This window comes from Streptomyces sp. NPDC020379, from assembly GCF_044387105.1.
Lineage (GTDB): Bacteria > Actinomycetota > Actinomycetes > Streptomycetales > Streptomycetaceae > Streptomyces.
Map to the genome: position 1 here is coordinate 1 of NZ_JBIRVR010000014.1, position 15,716 is coordinate 15,716.

Genomic DNA, 15,716 nt, shown 5'->3' on the forward strand with positions numbered 1-15,716 from the left:
CGTTTTTGTGTCCGTGGGGGGGTTTTGTTTATTTACCCCCTTGGGGGGGTGGGGGGGGGGGGGGGGGGGGGGGGGGGGGGCTGGGGGGGGGGGGGGGGGGGGGGGGGGGGGGCCCCCCCCCCCCCCCCGCCGATGTCTTGATCCGGGACACACGCTTAATCAGCTGAACGTTCGACCCGCGGCAGGGCACTCTAGGGAGCGTGGCCTCCCTCATCCCGCAGCCCCAAGTCGTCCCGCCCGCACCACACATGCTCGTCTGCGGCGACGACGGTCTCGCCCACCGGCTCGCCGCGGAGCTCTCCGGCGTCTACGGCGAGCGCGTCACCCTCGTCGTGCCACCCGCCCGTGACGGCCACCCCCGGACCGCCGCCGTGCCCGGCCGCGCCGCCACCCTCCTCGGGCGGGTGACCGGCGTGGTGGGCCGCGCCGCCGGAGCCAACGGCGGCGCGGGCACCGGGAGTCCGGCCGGCACCCTCGTACGCGTCGTGCAGGCGCCAGAACCCGACGACGAGACGCTTACCGAGGCCGGGGTGGCCGGTGCCACCGCGCTCGCCCTCGTCTATGACGACGACGAGACCAACATCCACGCCGCGCTGCGCGCCCGCCGGATCAACCCCCGGCTGCGGCTCGTCATCCGGATGTACAACCGCCGGCTCGGCCAGCGCCTGGAGGAACTCCTCGACCAGGCCGCCCGGATGGGCAACGGCGATCCGGACGGTCCCGGCGCCGCCGAGGCGACCACCACCGTCCTCTCGGATGCCGACACCGCGGCCCCCGCGCTCGTCGCCGCCGCCGTCTCCGGGCACTCCAAGGTCATCGAGGCGGGCGGGCTGCTGCTGAGGGCCGTCGAGCGGCCCCCGCTCGCCCCCGGCGAGAGCCACGCCCCCGGAGCCAGGACCGTGGCCCTGCTCTCCCCGGCCCGCCCGGACGGCATCGACGGGGAGGGGCCCGCGATGCTGCCGGACGCGGAGTCGGTGGCGGCGTCGGGCGGCCGCGGCCGCATCGTCCTGGAGCGGGTCCACTATCCGGGAGCACCGCGGCGCGCGCCACGGCTGACGGACCGCAGCCTGCCCCTGGGGTCGTTCTTCTCGCACCGGCTGCGCTGGGCCCTCGGCTGCCTGGCGGCCGCCGTCCTCGGGCTGGCCGTCGCCTCCTGGCTGGTCACCGACACCAACCCCACGCACGCCGCCTACCTCTCCCTCCTCGACCTCTTCGCGATCAACGACCCGGCGATCGGCCAGCCGCTCGGCCGGCAGATCCTCCAGCTCCTCTCCGGCCTCACCGGGCTGCTGCTGCTCCCGCTGCTGGTCGCCGCCGCGCTGGAAGGGCTCGGCACCTTCCGCTCGGCCTCCGCGCTGCGCCGCCCGCCGCGCGGGCTGTCCGGGCACGTGGTGCTGCTCGGCCTCGGCAAGATCGGCTCCCGGGTGCTGTCCCGGCTGCGCGAACTCGACATCCCGGTGGTCTGCGTGGAGCGCGACCCGCAGGCCCGCGGGGTGGCGCTGGCGCGCTCGCTGCGGGTGCCGACCGTCATCGGCGACGTCACGGAGGAAGGCGTGCTGGAGGCCGCCAAGATCGGCGAGAGCCGTACGCTGCTCGCGCTCACCAGCAGCGACACCACCAATCTCGAAGCCGTGCTGTACGCCCGCGCCGTCAGGCCCGACGTCGGCGTGGTCATGCGGCTCTACGAGGACCGGTTCTCCAAGGCCGTCTACCGCACGCTGCGCGTCTCCCACCCCGGCGCGCGGACCCGGACCCGCAGCGTCTCCTATCTGGTCGCCCCGGCCTTCGCCGGGGCGATGATGGGCCGTCAGATCCTGGGCGCCGTACCCGTGGAGCGGCGGGTGCTCCTCATCGCCGCCGTGGAGGCCGGAGGCCACCCGGGGCTGGCGGGCCGCACGGTCGCCGAGGCGTTCGAGCCGGGCGCCTGGCGCGTCCTCGCCCTGGCCGCGGAGGGCGCGGGCGAGACGCCCCGCCCGGCGGACGGGCCCGCCGACGACTACATCCTGCGCCCCGACGACCGCGTCGTGGTCGCCGCCACCCGGCAGGGGCTGGCCGAACTGCTGGGGCGGCGGCCGGTGCCCCAGCCGCGTACGGACTTGGTATGAAAGACGGATTCCGCTGGACAAATGGGGTTCTCGCGGGCCACGGGGCAGGGGCGTCCGGGCTTTGCTCGCGCGCCCGCAGAGTGCCCCGCCACGGGCGCCGCTCAGTCGCCGTCCGGGACGGTCACCAGACATCCCCCGGCCGCCAGTCGCAGACCAGCTCCCCGCCCAGGTCGACATCCACCCGCGGAAGCACGTAGACGCAGCCGTCCTCCTCCGCCGTCCGTTCCATGCCCGTCGGGGCGAGCACCGACGTCGGGCCCCGCCACTGCCGCCAGCCCCGTCCCGCGTACAGGGGGACGGCCTTGTCGGACGCGCCGAGGGCGCCCAGTTCGTAGCCGCCGTCGCGCAATATCCGCTCCAGCGCCTCCATCACCGCCGAGGCGACGCCCTGGCGACGGCGGTCCGCGCGGACCGCCACGGCCTCCACGTAACCGGTGCGCAGGGCGCGGCCGCCGTGCAGCAGGCGGCGCTGTACCAGGGAGCCGTGGCCGATCAGCTCGCCGTTGTCGTACGCGAGGGCGTGCATGCCGCCGACGGTGTGGTCCCAGTCGTCGTCGGTGAAGTTCCCCTCGAAAGCATGATCCATCAGGGCGCGGACCGCCCCGAGTTCCGCCGTGCCCAGCTGCGAGGTGTGCGCGATGCGTACATCAGTCATACCGGGCATGGTGCCATCCCGGACCCCGCCGGAGGCGGCCCCGGCGGGCCGGTCCGGAGCCGCGGAGGCGCGCGTCAGGACCGCGTCAATACCTGGTGAGCAGCCGCCCCGCGCACCAAATGTCCACAACCATGGCCGTAAGGTCGAACATGCGCGACAGTGCTGCACCTCGGGACGGACAACCGTTTCGAACACGGTCGCGTTTCGTGAAAGACAATGGGGCCATGGGACGCGGCAAGCTTCGGATCTACCTCGGCGCGGCACCGGGCGTCGGCAAGACGTACGCGATGCTCTCCGAGGCACACCGCCGGGTCGAGCGTGGCACCGACGCCGCCGTCGGTTTCGTGGAACATCACGGCCGGCCGCGCACCGAGGTCCTGCTGCACGGCCTGGAGGAGGTGCCCCGGCGCGAGATCGTCTACCGGGGGACCGTCTTCAGCGAGATGGACGTCGACGCGGTGCTGGCCCGCCGCCCCGCCGTCGCCTTCGTCGACGAGCTGGCCCACACCAATGTGCCGGGCTCCCGCAACACCAAGCGGTGGCAGGACGTCGAGGAGCTGCTCCAGGCGGGCATCGACGTCGTCTCGGCCGTCAACATCCAGCACCTCGAATCACTCGGTGACGTGGTCGAGTCGATAACGGGTGTCCGGCAGCAGGAGACCGTCCCCGACGAGGTCGTCCGCCGGGCGGACCAGATCGAGCTCGTCGACATGTCGCCGCAGGCCCTGCGCCGCCGCATGGCGCACGGCAACATCTACAAGCCGGACAAGGTCGACGCGGCCCTCTCCAACTACTTCCGGCCCGGCAATCTGACCGCGCTGCGCGAGCTGGCGCTGCTGTGGACGGCCGACCGCGTCGACGAGTACCTCCGGCAGTACCGCACCGAGCACAGCGTCTCCACCATCTGGCAGGCCCGCGAGCGCATCGTCGTCGGCCTCACCGGCGGCCCCGAGGGCCGCACCCTGATCCGCCGCGCGTCGCGCATGGCCGCCAAGGGCTCCGGCAGCGAGATCCTCGCCGTCTACATCGCCCGCAGCGACGGCCTCACCTCGGCCTCGCCCAAGGAGCTGGCCGTCCAGCGCACCCTGGTGGAGGACCTCGGCGGGACCTTCCACCACGTGATCGGTGACGACGTGCCGGCCTCGCTGCTGGAATTCGCCCGCGGGGTCAACGCCACCCAGATCGTGCTCGGCTCCAGCCGCCGCAAGACCTGGCAGTACATCTTCGGCCCCGGCGTCGGCCAGACCGTCGCCCGGGAGTCCGGGCCGGACCTCGACGTCCACATCGTCACCCACGAGGAGGTCGCCAAGGGGCGCGGCCTGCCCGTCGCCCGCGGCGCCCGCCTCGGCCGGGGCCGCATCGTGGGCGGCTGGATCGCCGGTGTCGTGGCCCCCGCGCTGCTCAGCCTGCTGCTCACGCACATCGACCCGGACCTCGGTCTGGCCAACGACATGCTGCTGTTCCTGTGCCTGACGGTCGCGGCCGCGCTCCTCGGCGGCCTGCTCCCGGCACTCGCCTCGGCGGCCTTCGGCTCGCTGCTGCTGAACTACTACTTCGTCGAACCGCTGCACCGGCTGACGGTCACCGACCCCAAGAACATCGTCGCCATCACGATCTTCGTGTTCGTCGCGGTGTCCGTGGCCTCCGTGGTGGACCTAGCCGCCCGCCGCACCCACCAGGCCGCCCGGCTGCGCGCCGAGTCCGAGGTGCTGTCCTTCCTCGCCGGCAGTGTCCTGCGCGGCGACACCAGCCTCGACGCCCTGCTGGAGCGGGTCCGGGAGACCTTCGCGATGGAGTCCGTCGCCCTGCTGGAACGCGCCAGCGAGGTCGACCCCTGGACCTGCGCGGGCAGCGTCGTCACCAGCACCGGCAAGCCCCTGCTGCGCCCCGAGGACGCCGATGTGGACATGCCGGTGGGCGACAACATGGCCCTGGCCCTCTCCGGCCGGGTGCTGCCCGCCGAGGACCGCCGCGTGCTCGCCGCCTTCGCCGCCCAGGCCGCGGTCTTCCTCGACCGGCAGCGGCTCGTCGGCGAGGCGGAGCGGGCCCAGGAGCTCGCCGAGGGCAACCGGATCCGCACCGCCCTGCTGGCCGCCGTCAGCCACGACCTGCGCACGCCGCTCGCCGCGATCAAGGCCGCGGTGACCTCCCTGCGCTCCGAGGACATCGCCTGGTCCGAGGAGGACGAGGCCGAGCTGCTCGCGGGCATCGAGGACGGCGCGGACCGCCTGGACCACCTCGTCGGCAACCTCCTCGACATGTCGCGGCTCCAGACCGGCACCGTCACCCCGCTGATCCGCGAGATCGACCTCGACGAGGTGGTCCCGATGGCACTGGGCGGGGTCCCCGAGGGCAGCGTCACCCTCGACATCCCGGAGACGCTGCCCATGGTGGCCGTCGACCCGGGGCTGCTGGAGCGCAGCGTCGCCAACATCGTCGAGAACGCCGTGAAGTACAGCCCCGGCGGCACCCCTGTCCTCGTCGCCGCCAGCGCGCTCGGCGAACGCGTGGAGGTGCGCGTGGCCGACCGGGGCCCCGGGGTCCCCGACAGTGCCAAGGACCGCATCTTCGAGCCCTTCCAGCGCTACGGAGACGCTCCGCGCGGCGCCGGTGTCGGCCTCGGCCTCGCCGTCGCCCGGGGCTTCGCGGAGGCCATGGGCGGCACGCTCACCGCCGAGGACACCCCGGGCGGCGGGATGACCATGGTCCTCACGCTGCGGGTGGCCGCCGGCCATCCGCCCGTCCGTCCGGAACTGCCGGCCCATGCCACTTCCTGACCGACGGCGACACCCGGGCGACGCCCGGCACAGACAGCTCACCGACCAAGACTCCGGGCCCAGTGGATGGGCCCGAACGAACAGCAGAGGTGGTTCCGCATGAACCGGGTGCTCGTGGTGGATGACGAGCCGCAGATCGTCCGCGCTCTCGTGATCAACCTCAAGGCGCGGAAGTACGAGGTCGACGCCGCCCCCGACGGCGCCACGGCACTCCAGCTCGCCGCCGCCCGCCACCCCGACGTGGTCATCCTCGACCTCGGCCTGCCCGACATGGACGGCGTCGAGGTGATCAAGGGCCTGCGCGGCTGGACCCGGGTGCCGATCCTCGTGCTCTCCGCCCGGCAGACCTCCGACGAGAAGGTTGAGGCGCTCGACGCGGGCGCGGACGACTACGTCACCAAGCCCTTCGGCATGGACGAGCTGCTCGCCCGGCTGCGCGCCGCCGTCCGGCGCGCGGAGCCGACCGGGCCGTCCGCCGCGGGCGACGACGCGATCGTCGAGACCGAGGTCTTCACCGTCGACCTCGCGGCGAAGAAGGTCAACCGCGGGGGCCGCGACGTCCGGCTCACCCCGACCGAGTGGCACCTGCTGGAGGTCCTGGTCCGCAATACGGGACGTCTCGTCAGCCAGAAGCAGCTCCTCCAGGAGGTCTGGGGCCCGTCCTACGGCACGGAGACCAACTATCTGCGGGTCTACATGGCCCAGCTCCGCCGCAAGCTCGAACTGGACCCGTCACATCCGAAGCACTTCATCACGGAGCCGGGGATGGGGTATCGCTTCGAGGGGTGAGGGTGCGAGGCGGGGCCGGGCCGGGGGTCCGGGGGTTGTCCCCCGGGGGTCGCGGTATCACGGAGCCGGGGATGGGGTATCGCTTCGAGGGATGAGGGTGCGAGGCGGGGCTCGGCCGGGGGGCCGGGGGAGTCCCCGTCGAGGGGTGAGGGGGACCGAGCCCGTGCGGGTCGCACGTATGACGCACGGGCCTCGCGAGGATGGGCCGACGGTACGCTTGATTCATGAGTGCCGTACCCCGTTCCGAGAAGCCGACCGGCCGTTTCCGCCGGATGCTCGACCGGCTGTCCACCTCGCAGGAGGACCTGCACTCCGCGGAGCTGCAACAGGACGCGGAGGCCGTCGGTTGCACGCGCATCTGCGACTGCGACGACCGTCAGATAGTCAAGGTCACCGGCACTCTGCGGACCGTCACGCTCCGCCCCCGTGCCGGGGTGCCCGCGCTGGAGGCGGAGCTGTTCGACGGCTCGGCCGCGCTCGACGTGGTGTGGCTCGGCCGTCGCTCCATCGTCGGCATCGAGCCCGGCCGTAAGCTGATCGCCTCCGGCCGGGTCTCCATGAGCCGCGGACGCCGGGTGCTGTTCAATCCCAAGTACGAACTCCGACCGCTCGGACAGGAGTAGCGGGTGACGTCTCTCGACAAGCCGACGGACCAGCAGGAGCAGGGCGCCGACGGCGCCGACGCGAGATCGGCCACCGAGGCGGCCCTCTTCGAGGCGTTCGGCGGAGTGCGGGGCATGGTCGAGACGACCGTGCCGGGCCTGGTCTTCGTGGCGATCTACACCGTCAAGCGGGACATCCACGTCGCGGCCATCGCGGCGCTCGGCCTGTCCCTGGTGCTGGGCATCGCGCGCCTCGTCGGCAAGGACACCCTCAAGCACGCGTTCAGCGGTGTCTTCGGGGTCGCCTTCGGCGCGGTGTTCGCGATGATGTCAGGCGACGCCAAGAACTTCTATCTGCCGGGCATGCTCTACAGCCTCGGGCTGGCCGTGGCGTACATCGTCACCTCGATCGCCGGCTATCCGCTGCTCGGCCTGATCCTCGGCCCGGTGTTCAAGGAGAACCTCTCCTGGCGCACCCGCAACCCCGGCCGCAAGGTCGCCTACACCAAGGCCAGCTGGGCCTGGGGGCTGATCCTGCTCGCCAAGTCGGCGATCCTCTTCCCGCTCTACTGGTGGGGCGACGCGACGTCCCTGGGCTGGGTCAAGGTGGCCCTCGGCATCCCGCCGATGCTGCTCTCCGTCTACCTGACGTGGATCTTCCTGGCGAAGGCCCCGGCGCCGATCGATGTGTTCGCGGAGATGGAAGCGGCGGAGCGCGCCTCCGCGGAGCCTGAGTCCGTGGTGCGGGACGCCTCGTAAGGCTGGGGCCCGTTGCGCGGGGCTCCGCCCCGGACCCGGTCCTCGAACTCCCCCAGCTGCCGCTGGGAGGTTCCCCCGACGGGCTGAAGTTCACGGACCGTGGTCCATGAACTTCAGCCCGTCCGGCGTTTTGCCGCCTGCCTCAGCCCGTGACGTCCTCGCGTCGCACGGACAGAAGGTCTTCCAACTGTTCCTCACGTGCCGGGGCCGCCACGAAGAGGAGTTCGTCGCCGGCCTCCAGCGCGTCCTCCTTGCTGGGGGTCAGCACGCGGTTGCCGCGGATGATGGTCACCAGCGAGGTGTCCTCCGGCCAGTCCACGTCGCCCACGCGCGTGCCCGCAAGGGCGGACTCCGGCGGCAGGGTCAGCTCGACGAGGTTGGCGTCACCCTGGCTGAAGCGCATCAGGCGCACCAGGTCGCCGACGCTCACGGCCTCCTCGACCAGGGCCGACATCAGGCGCGGCGTCGAGACGGCGACGTCCACGCCCCAGGACTCGTTGAAGAGCCACTCGTTCTTGGGGTTGTTCACCCGGGCCACGACCCGCGGCACCCCGTACTCCGTCTTCGCGAGCAGCGAGACGACCAGGTTGACCTTGTCGTCACCCGTCGCGGCGATCACCACGTTGCAGCGCTGGAGCGCCGCCTCGTCGAGCGAGGTGATCTCGCACGCGTCGGCCAGCAGCCACTCCGCGAGCGGCACGCGCTCCACGGAGATGGCGGTGGGCGCCTTGTCGACGAGCAGCACCTCGTGCCCGTTCTCCAGCAGCTCACCCGCGATGGAGCGCCCCACGGCGCCCGCACCGGCAATAGCAACCCTCATCGTGCTTCTCCGTTCTCCCGCAGAGCCGACGCCTGGGCGCTGCCCCCATCTCCGCCCACGCGGCGAAAGCGCGCGTCGTCGTCAGTCCGCGGCCCGGCGGCCGCGTGCGCGGCGCTCACCGGTGCGTCTCCTCGGGACCCTCGGCACACGCGGCCTCGACCTTCGCGACCTCGTCCGTGCGCATCATGACGTGCACCAGGTCGCCCTCCTGCAGGACCGTCTGCGACGTCGGCAGCGTCGCCTCACCCAGCCGGGTGAGGAAGGCCACCCGCACGCCCGTCTCCTCCTGGAGCTGGCTGATCTTGTGGCCCACCCAGGAGTCCGCGATCGGCACCTCCGCGAGCTGCACACCGCCGCTCGGGTCGCGCCACAGGGGCTCAGCGCCGGACGGCAGCAGCCGGCGCAGCATCTGGTCCGCCGTCCAGCGCACGGTGGCCACCGTGGGGATGCCCAGGCGCTGGTAGACCTCGGCACGCCGCGGGTCGTAGATGCGGGCCGCGACATTCTCGACACCGAACATCTCCCGGGCCACCCGGGCCGCGATGATGTTGGAGTTGTCGCCGCTGCTGACCGCGGCGAACGCCCCGGCCTCCTCGATGCCCGCCTCGCGCAGGGTGTCCTGGTCGAAGCCGACGCCGGTCACCCGCCGTCCGCCGAAGCCGGAGCCCAGGCGCCGGAAGGCGGTGGGGTCCTGGTCGATCACGGCGACTGTGTGGCCCTGCTGCTCAAGGGTCTGCGCGAGGGCCGAGCCCACTCGGCCGCAGCCCATGATCACGATGTGCATGACGATTACCCCGTGCTCCGGACTACCGCGCTGACCTGCACCAACAACCTGCTCACATCTTCCCTTGCTGTTCTTCTGTTCGACTCATGGGCCCGCGAGCGGCACGCTCCGCGGTGTCGACGCGGTGCGCCCACAGGAGGGTGGTCCGTGTCGGCGCACGGGACCACCGTATCCGCTGTGCCCTGGGGCGCGCGCCCGAGCCCGGCGGCCGCGGCGCGGGCCGGTGGGCGGCGCTTCAAACGATCAAGGCGGGTGATGATCGCCTCGCCCCGCGGGGCCCGCTCCCGGCTGCCGCCACCCCGTGCGGCCGGCTCACCTTTCTGATCACCCCGACGATGGGGGATGAAAGAGGAAATCCCGCCCGGTGACCGATAATTGACCGCTTTCATGGGGGGTGTGCGGGCGCTGTTCGTCGACAACCGCGACTCCTTCGTCTGCGGCCTGTTCCGCTGTCCGGCCGAGGCCGACGGCCGGGAGCGGCGAGGCCGTCAGCACCGCCCGGCGGCGGAACGGCCTCGCCGCCTTCGCCGACGTGGTGCTCTCGCCCGGCCCCGGCGTCGTCATCCGCGCCGCGTCAGCACCGCGGTGATCACCCGGGGTGGGTGCGCCACGGCGCGCGTGGCGGGATCATCGCGCTGTCCGGTGCTGGGGGGAGTGTGAGGAGACGGCAGTGAAGACCGCCCCGCCGACCGCCCTGACCGGCGCGGACTTCCCCGACCGGCGACGGGACGCCGTCACCGTCCGAGCGGACCGGTCCGTTCAGGTTGCCGCGTCCGTGACGTCCCCTCACCTTGCCATCGGGGCAGCCCTCGTACGGTTTCCTCGTACGAGGGATGGGTACGGATGCATGTTCGGTAAAGCGTGGGCGAAGATCGGCCACGCGACCGTTCGCGTGGTTAGGATGATCGGCGTATTCCGCTTCCGGGCGGGACGTTCAGGACACCGACCCCGTACAGCCGACCGTATGCCCCCTTCGCCCGCGAGGAATTGATGTCACATCACATACCGGAGGCGGTGAGCTGGTGCCTGGCCGCCGCGCTGGTCGTCGTGGCGGTGCTGCTGGTGCGCCAGCGGAGCATCACCGCCGCCGTGCGCAGGCGCGTCGCCGCGCTGGAGGACAGCCTCCAGACACGCGACACCGAAGTCAGGCACCTGGTCACCGTCCGGCTCCCGGCCGTCACGGCGTCCATGCACCAGCCGGTGCCCCTGCCCGGACTGCTCGACGAGCGGCTCGGCGGCACCGTCTTCGCCCAGGGCCTCCAGGCCGTGATGGACACCTTCACCCAGGCCGTCGACAAGGCCCAGGCCCGCGCCGACCAGTCCGCGAAGGCCGCGCTCAAGGCGTCCATGCGCGCCCTCCAGGGCCTCGCGCACGAACAGCAGCTGGCCATCTCCGACATGCAGGAGCGGCACGACAACCCCGACGTGCTGCGCGACCTGCTCCAGATCGACCACGCCAACTCCCAGTTCGGCCGCCGCGCCCAGGCCATCGCCGTCCTCTGCGGATCCTGGCCCGGCAGGCAGCGCGCCGCCTCCCCGCTCACCGACGTCGTCCGCGGCGCCACCTCCCGCATCCGCGACTACCGCCGCGTCAAGGTGCACAACCACGCCGACGTCGCCGTCGTCAGCCGGGCCGTGGAACCCGTCGTCCTCGCCGTCGCCGAACTCCTCGACAACGCCGCCCGCCACTCCCAGCCCAACACCACCGTCGAGGTCGGCCTCCAGCCCGTGCACAACGGCGCCTGCGTGGTCATCGACGACGCGGGCGTCGGCATGAACGCCCAGGAGGTCCAGAGCGCCGCCGGCCTCCTCTCCGGCCAGCGCACCGTGGACGTCTCCCGGCTCGGCGACCCCCCGCAGTTCGGCTTCCCCGTCATCGGGGTGCTCGCCTCCCGCTACGGCTTCAGCGTCTCCGTCGACACCCGCTCGCCCTACGGCGGCGTACGCGCCGTCCTCTTCCTGCCGAGCGCCCTGCTCAGCCAGATCGACCTCGACGGGCCCGACACCACCCCGCTGGCGCCGCCCACCCGCGAGGGCGGCCCGGCCCGAACGGCCGCCGGCGCCGTACGCGCGCCGGCCCGCCCGGCCCCCGCGCCGCGGGAACACCCCGAGCCCGAGCCCGGTGTCTTCCCGCCCTCCGCCATGCCCCCGGCGGACGCCGGAGCCATCACCGGCTCCACGGCGGGCGGGCTCCCCAAGCGCCGCCGCAGGCAGCCCGCGCCCCGGCAGCCGGCCGCGCCCCTGCCCGCCGAGCGGCCCACCGGGCCCGCCGCCGCGCCCGACGGGCCGCCCGCGCCCGGCCCCGCCGCCCCCGAGCGGACCGCGGAGGAGACCGCCCGCCGCATGGGCGCCTTCGCCCGCGGCACCCGCTCCGGCCGCGCGGGCAGCACAGGCCCCGCCGGTCACCCCGACCCGGCACCCGCAGACGACGAAGGGAACCCGTACGCGTGAACGACCACCTCACCAACGAGCTCGGCTGGATGCTCGACGAGGTCGTGAAGATGCCGGAGGCCCGGCACGCGATCCTCCTCTCCGCCGACGGGATGCTCCGCGCCCGCTCCGGGGGCATCGACCGCGACGAGGCCGAGCGGCAGGCCGCGGCGCTCTCCGGGCTCCAGTCGATCAGCCGCTCCACCTCGGAGTTCTGCACCCACCAGAACCAGCAGGACACCCCCTGGCGGCAGACGCTCGTGGAATTCGCCCACGGCTACGTCTTCCTGATAGCCGCCGGCCCCGGCGCCTACCTCGCCGTCTCCGCCACCGCGGACGTCGACATGGAAGCCGTCACCTACCGCATGCAGAAGCTGGTCGACCGGCTGGGGAAGGAGCTCACCAGCCCGCCCCGGCAGGCCGCCTGGCACGGCACGGGCACCCCATGACACCCCCGGCGCCGAGGCGCGGACAGGGATTAGTGCGGCCGTACGTCGTCACCGACGGCCGGGCCCACCCCACCCGCAACACCTTCGACCTGGTCACGTTGGTCATCGCCCAGTACGACCGGCCGCTCGGCGGGCTCAGCCCCGAAAAGCGCCGGCTCATGGAGCTCTGCCTCGGCGGCCCGCTGTCGGTCGCCGAGATCGCCGGACACCTGATGCTGCCCGTCAGCGTCACCAAGGTGCTGCTCGGCGACCTCGTCGACAGCGGCCACCTCATCACCCGGGCCCCCATCCCCTCGGCACAACTCCCCGAGGCCCAGATCCTTCAGGAGGTATTGGATGGACTCCGCGCTCGCCTCTGAGGGAGCGGTCTATCTGCGGCAGAGCGTGCAAACCGCGGCGAAACTCCTCGTGGTGGGTCACTTCGCGGTCGGCAAGACCACCTTCGTCGGCTCCCTGTCGGAGATCCGGCCGCTGCGCACCGAAGAGACCATGACCCAGGCCGGCGCCCTCGTGGACGACCTCGCCGGCATCGAGGGCAAGAGCACCACCACGGTCGCCATGGACTTCGGCCGCGTCACCCTCAGCGACAGCCTCGTCCTCTATCTCTTCGGCGCCCCCGGCCAGCAGCGCTTCACCCGGCTCTGGCAGGACATGACCCGCGGCGCGCTCGGCGCCCTCGTCCTCGCCGACACCCGGCGCCTGGAGCAGTCCTTCGAGGTCATGGGACTGCTGGAGGAGCACGGCCTGCCGTACGCCGTCGCCGTCAACCACTTCGACGGCGCGCCCGCCCACCCCGAGGAGGAGATCCGCGAGGCCCTCGACCTCCTCCCCGAGACCCCGCTGATCACCTGCGACGCCCGGGACCGGGTCTCCTCCACCCGCGCCCTGATCTCCCTCGTGGAATACCTCCGCGACCGGCAGCGTACGCAGCCCCGCACCGCCCAGGAGCCCGTGTGACCCACCGCCCCGACGCGGGCACCGCGCCCCCGCCCGTCCCCCCGCCGGGCTGCCCCGCCCACCAGGCGGCGCCCACCCCGCTCCACGGGCCGGACTTCGCCGCCGACCCGCACGCCGTCTACCGGCGGCTGCGCGCCCAGGGCCCCGCCGCCCCCGTCGAGCTGGCACCCGGCGCCCACGCCGTCCTCGTCACCGACTACCGCGCGGCGCTCGACGTCCTGCGGAGCACCGACACCTTCGGCAAGGACGCCCGCCGCTGGCGCGCCCTGGCCGACGGCCGCGTCGCCGCTGACAACCCCGTCGTCCCGATGATGGCCTACCGCCCCAACTGCCTCTTCTCCGACGGCGAGGCGCACCGCCGGCTGCGCGCCGCCGTCACCGACAGCCTCTCCCGCATCGACCCCAACGCCCTGCGCGGCTACGTCGAGCGCAGCGCCGACACCCTCATCGACCGGTTCGCCACCCTCGGCGAGGCCGACCTCCTCGGCGCGTACGCCAAGATGCTGCCGCTGCTGGTCTTCCAGCAGCTCTTCGGCTGCCCGCCCGAGATCGGCGACCGGCTCGTCGAGGGCTTCTCCGGGATCTTCGACGGCGTCGACCACGAGCGCGCCGACGCCCTCATCACCCAGAGCCTCGTCGAGCTCGTCGGCCTCAAGCACGTCAAGCCCGGCGCGGACATGACCTCCTGGCTGATGGCCCACCCCGCCCGGCTCACCGACGAGGAGATGCTCCACCAGCTCGTCGTCCTCATCGGCGCCGGCACCGAGCCCCAGCAGAACCTCATCGCCAACGCCCTGCGGCTGCTGCTCTCCGACGACCGCTTCGCGGGCGACCTCGCGGGCGGCAGCATGCCCGTGGAGGACGCCCTGGACGAGGTACTCTGGCTCGATCCGCCGATGGCCAACTACGGCGTCCACTACCCCTTCCACGACCTCGAACTCGGCGGCGTGCCGCTGCGCGCCGGGGAGCCCGTCGTGGTGAGCTTCGCCGCCGCCAACACCGACCCGGCCCTCCTGTCCGACCAGCGCACCGGCAACCGCGCCCACCTCGCCTGGAGCGCGGGCCCGCACACCTGCCCCGCCAAGGACGCCGCCCGGCTCATCGCCGCCGTGGCCGTCGAGAAGCTCCTCGACCGCCTGCCCGACCTCGAACTGGCCGTCCCCGCCGACCGCCTGGTCTGGCGGCCCGGCCCCTTCCACCGGGCTCTGACCGCCCTGCCCGTGCGCTTCCCGCCCGTGCACCCCACCCGGCCCGCCCCCGCCCCGGCGGGCCCCCACGCGCACTCCCTCCACCAGCCCCCTCGTCAGCCGGCCGACACCCCTGGAGACAGTCGATGGAAAGCCAGCTCGCCCCCCTCCGTATCGACCCCACAGGCCGTGACATCCACGGAGAGGCAGCCCGCATCCGGGCCCGGGGCGCCGCGACGCCCGTGGAGCTTCCTGGTCAGGTGGTGGCGTGGGCAATAACCACCCAGCCCCTCCTCAGGCAGCTGCTCACCGACCCCCGCGTCTCCAAGGACCCGCGCCGGCACTGGCCCGCCTGGATCAACGGTGAGATCTCCCCGGAGTGGCCGCTGTTCACCTGGGTCGCCGTGCAGAACATGTTCACCGCCTACGGCAGCGACCACAAACGGCTGCGCACCCTCGTCTCCAAGGCGTTCACCGCCCGCCGCACCGCCGCCCTGCGCCCCCGCATCGAGCAGCTGACCGCGGGCCTCCTCGACGACCTCGCCGCCCGCCCGCACGGCACCCCGGTCGACCTCCGCGAGGACTACGCCTACCCCATCCCCATCCAGGTCATCTGCGAGCTCTTCGGCGTCACCGACGAGGCCACCCGCGAGGGCCTGCGGGCCTGCGTCGACAGCATCTTCCACACCTCAGCCGACCCCGACGAGGTCACCGCCACCTACGCCCGGGTCTACGAGGTGCTCGGCGGCCTGATCGCGCAGAAGCGGGCCACCCCCGGCGACGACATGACCAGCGTCCTGATCTCCGCCCGCGAGGACGACGGCTCCCGCCTCAGCGAACAGGAGCTCGCCGACACCCTCCTGCTCGTCATCAGCGCCGGGCACGAGACCACCGTCAACCTCCTCGACAACGCCGTCCACGCCCTCCTCACCCACCCCGGCCAGCTCGCCCTCGTGCGCGACGGCAAGGCGAGCTGGGACGACGTGATCGAGGAGACCCTCCGCGTCCAGGCCCCCGTCGCCAATCTGCCGCTGCGCTACGCCACCGAGGACATCGAGCTCGACGGCCTCACCCTCCGCAAGGGCGACGCCATCGTCGCCGCCTACGCGGCCGCCGGACGCGACCCCGCCCTGCACGGCGCCGACGCCGACGACTTCGACGTCACCCGCGCCGTCAAGGACCACCTCGCCTTCGGCCACGGCGTCCACTACTGCCTCGGCGCGCCGCTGGCGAAGCTCGAAGCGGCCGTCGCCCTGCCCGCCCTTTTCGAACGCTTCCCCCGGCTCCGGCTCGCCACCGACCCCGGCGAGCTGCGGCACGTCGAGTCGTTCATCTCCAACGGACACCGCGCCCTGCCCGCCCTCCTGCACGGCTGACCAGGCACTTATCAGGCCCCGACAAG

At 72.9% G+C, this 15,716-nt stretch carries 14 protein-coding genes; 11 read left to right on the top strand and 3 right to left on the bottom strand.

What is annotated here, in order from left to right:
* The first annotated feature begins 248 nt into the window (after positions 1-248).
* On the top strand, positions 249-2,105 hold the full coding sequence (locus ACH427_RS19270) for an NAD-binding protein (protein ID WP_398870863.1): 1,857 nt from the start codon (positions 249-251) through the stop codon (positions 2,103-2,105).
* A 121-nt stretch (positions 2,106-2,226) separates the two neighbouring features.
* Here ACH427_RS19270 and ACH427_RS19275 read toward each other — a convergent pair whose 3' ends face one another.
* Positions 2,227-2,769 carry a GNAT family N-acetyltransferase gene (locus ACH427_RS19275; protein WP_398870707.1) on the bottom strand — a complete coding sequence of 181 codons (543 nt, stop codon included), beginning with the start codon at positions 2,767-2,769 and terminating at the stop codon, positions 2,227-2,229.
* Positions 2,770-2,984: 215 nt separating this feature from the next.
* On the opposite strand from ACH427_RS19275, the gene ACH427_RS19280 reads away from it, so the two are divergent.
* From ACH427_RS19280 to ACH427_RS19295, 4 genes are all read left to right on the top strand, one after another.
* Complete coding sequence (locus tag ACH427_RS19280; RefSeq protein ID WP_398870708.1) at positions 2,985-5,537, top strand: ATP-binding protein; 2,553 nt, start codon at positions 2,985-2,987, stop codon at positions 5,535-5,537.
* A 99-nt stretch (positions 5,538-5,636) separates the two neighbouring features.
* A complete protein-coding gene (locus ACH427_RS19285; protein ID WP_398870709.1) occupies positions 5,637-6,326 on the top strand; it encodes a response regulator in 690 nt (229 codons plus the stop codon).
* Between the two features lie 224 nt (positions 6,327-6,550).
* Positions 6,551-6,949, top strand: coding sequence for an OB-fold nucleic acid binding domain-containing protein (locus tag ACH427_RS19290; RefSeq protein WP_366005854.1), 399 nt, complete (start codon positions 6,551-6,553; stop codon positions 6,947-6,949).
* Positions 6,950-6,952: 3 nt separating this feature from the next.
* Positions 6,953-7,687, top strand: coding sequence for a DUF3159 domain-containing protein (locus tag ACH427_RS19295; protein ID WP_398870710.1), 735 nt, complete (start codon positions 6,953-6,955; stop codon positions 7,685-7,687).
* 142 nt (positions 7,688-7,829) lie between these two features.
* Here ACH427_RS19295 and ACH427_RS19300 read toward each other — a convergent pair whose 3' ends face one another.
* Positions 7,830-8,507, bottom strand: coding sequence for a potassium channel family protein (locus ACH427_RS19300; protein WP_398870711.1), 678 nt, complete (start codon positions 8,505-8,507; stop codon positions 7,830-7,832).
* A 115-nt stretch (positions 8,508-8,622) separates the two neighbouring features.
* On the bottom strand, positions 8,623-9,291 hold the full coding sequence (locus tag ACH427_RS19305; RefSeq protein WP_398870712.1) for a potassium channel family protein: 669 nt from the start codon (positions 9,289-9,291) through the stop codon (positions 8,623-8,625).
* A 990-nt stretch (positions 9,292-10,281) separates the two neighbouring features.
* Between ACH427_RS19305 and ACH427_RS19310 the strand changes: the two genes are divergently transcribed.
* The 6 genes from ACH427_RS19310 to ACH427_RS19335 are packed head-to-tail and all read left to right on the top strand — an operon-like array spanning position 10,282 to position 15,690.
* Complete coding sequence (locus ACH427_RS19310) at positions 10,282-11,742, top strand: ATP-binding protein (protein WP_398870713.1); 1,461 nt, start codon at positions 10,282-10,284, stop codon at positions 11,740-11,742.
* A 29-nt stretch (positions 11,743-11,771) separates the two neighbouring features.
* The gene (locus ACH427_RS19315; RefSeq protein ID WP_398870864.1) at positions 11,772-12,170 is read left to right on the top strand and encodes a roadblock/LC7 domain-containing protein; all 399 of its coding nucleotides are present in this window, start codon (positions 11,772-11,774) and stop codon (positions 12,168-12,170) included.
* Positions 12,167-12,529 (top strand): DUF742 domain-containing protein, encoded by a 363-nt coding sequence (locus ACH427_RS19320; RefSeq protein WP_366005847.1) that lies wholly within the window; start codon positions 12,167-12,169, stop codon positions 12,527-12,529. The genes ACH427_RS19315 and ACH427_RS19320 overlap by 4 nt, the downstream gene beginning before the upstream one ends.
* Complete coding sequence (locus tag ACH427_RS19325; protein ID WP_398870714.1) at positions 12,507-13,127, top strand: GTP-binding protein; 621 nt, start codon at positions 12,507-12,509, stop codon at positions 13,125-13,127. Before ACH427_RS19320 ends, ACH427_RS19325 begins: the two co-directional genes overlap by 23 nt.
* The gene (locus tag ACH427_RS19330) at positions 13,124-14,593 is read left to right on the top strand and encodes a cytochrome P450 (protein ID WP_398870715.1); all 1,470 of its coding nucleotides are present in this window, start codon (positions 13,124-13,126) and stop codon (positions 14,591-14,593) included. The genes ACH427_RS19325 and ACH427_RS19330 overlap by 4 nt, the downstream gene beginning before the upstream one ends.
* A complete protein-coding gene (locus ACH427_RS19335) occupies positions 14,575-15,690 on the top strand; it encodes a cytochrome P450 (protein ID WP_398870716.1) in 1,116 nt (371 codons plus the stop codon). Before ACH427_RS19330 ends, ACH427_RS19335 begins: the two co-directional genes overlap by 19 nt.
* Positions 15,691-15,716 lie beyond the last annotated feature (26 nt).

Excerpts from the sequence above, each read along its gene's own strand:
- ACH427_RS19285 (WP_398870709.1), top strand. The coding sequence starts at position 5,637 with ATGAACCGGGTGCTCGTGGTGGATGACGAGCCGCAGATCGTCCGCGCT.
- ACH427_RS19300 (WP_398870711.1), bottom strand. The coding sequence starts at position 8,507 with ATGAGGGTTGCTATTGCCGGTGCGGGCGCCGTGGGGCGCTCCATCGCG.
- ACH427_RS19305 (WP_398870712.1), bottom strand. The coding sequence starts at position 9,291 with ATGCACATCGTGATCATGGGCTGCGGCCGAGTGGGCTCGGCCCTCGCG.
- ACH427_RS19310 (WP_398870713.1), top strand. The coding sequence starts at position 10,282 with ATGTCACATCACATACCGGAGGCGGTGAGCTGGTGCCTGGCCGCCGCG.
- ACH427_RS19320 (WP_366005847.1), top strand. The coding sequence starts at position 12,167 with ATGACACCCCCGGCGCCGAGGCGCGGACAGGGATTAGTGCGGCCGTAC.
- ACH427_RS19290 (WP_366005854.1), top strand. The coding sequence starts at position 6,551 with ATGAGTGCCGTACCCCGTTCCGAGAAGCCGACCGGCCGTTTCCGCCGG.
- ACH427_RS19275 (WP_398870707.1), bottom strand. The coding sequence starts at position 2,769 with ATGCCCGGTATGACTGATGTACGCATCGCGCACACCTCGCAGCTGGGC.
- ACH427_RS19325 (WP_398870714.1), top strand. The coding sequence starts at position 12,507 with ATGGACTCCGCGCTCGCCTCTGAGGGAGCGGTCTATCTGCGGCAGAGC.
- ACH427_RS19280 (WP_398870708.1), top strand. The coding sequence starts at position 2,985 with ATGGGACGCGGCAAGCTTCGGATCTACCTCGGCGCGGCACCGGGCGTC.
- ACH427_RS19315 (WP_398870864.1), top strand. The coding sequence starts at position 11,772 with ATGCTCGACGAGGTCGTGAAGATGCCGGAGGCCCGGCACGCGATCCTC.
- ACH427_RS19270 (WP_398870863.1), top strand. The coding sequence starts at position 249 with ATGCTCGTCTGCGGCGACGACGGTCTCGCCCACCGGCTCGCCGCGGAG.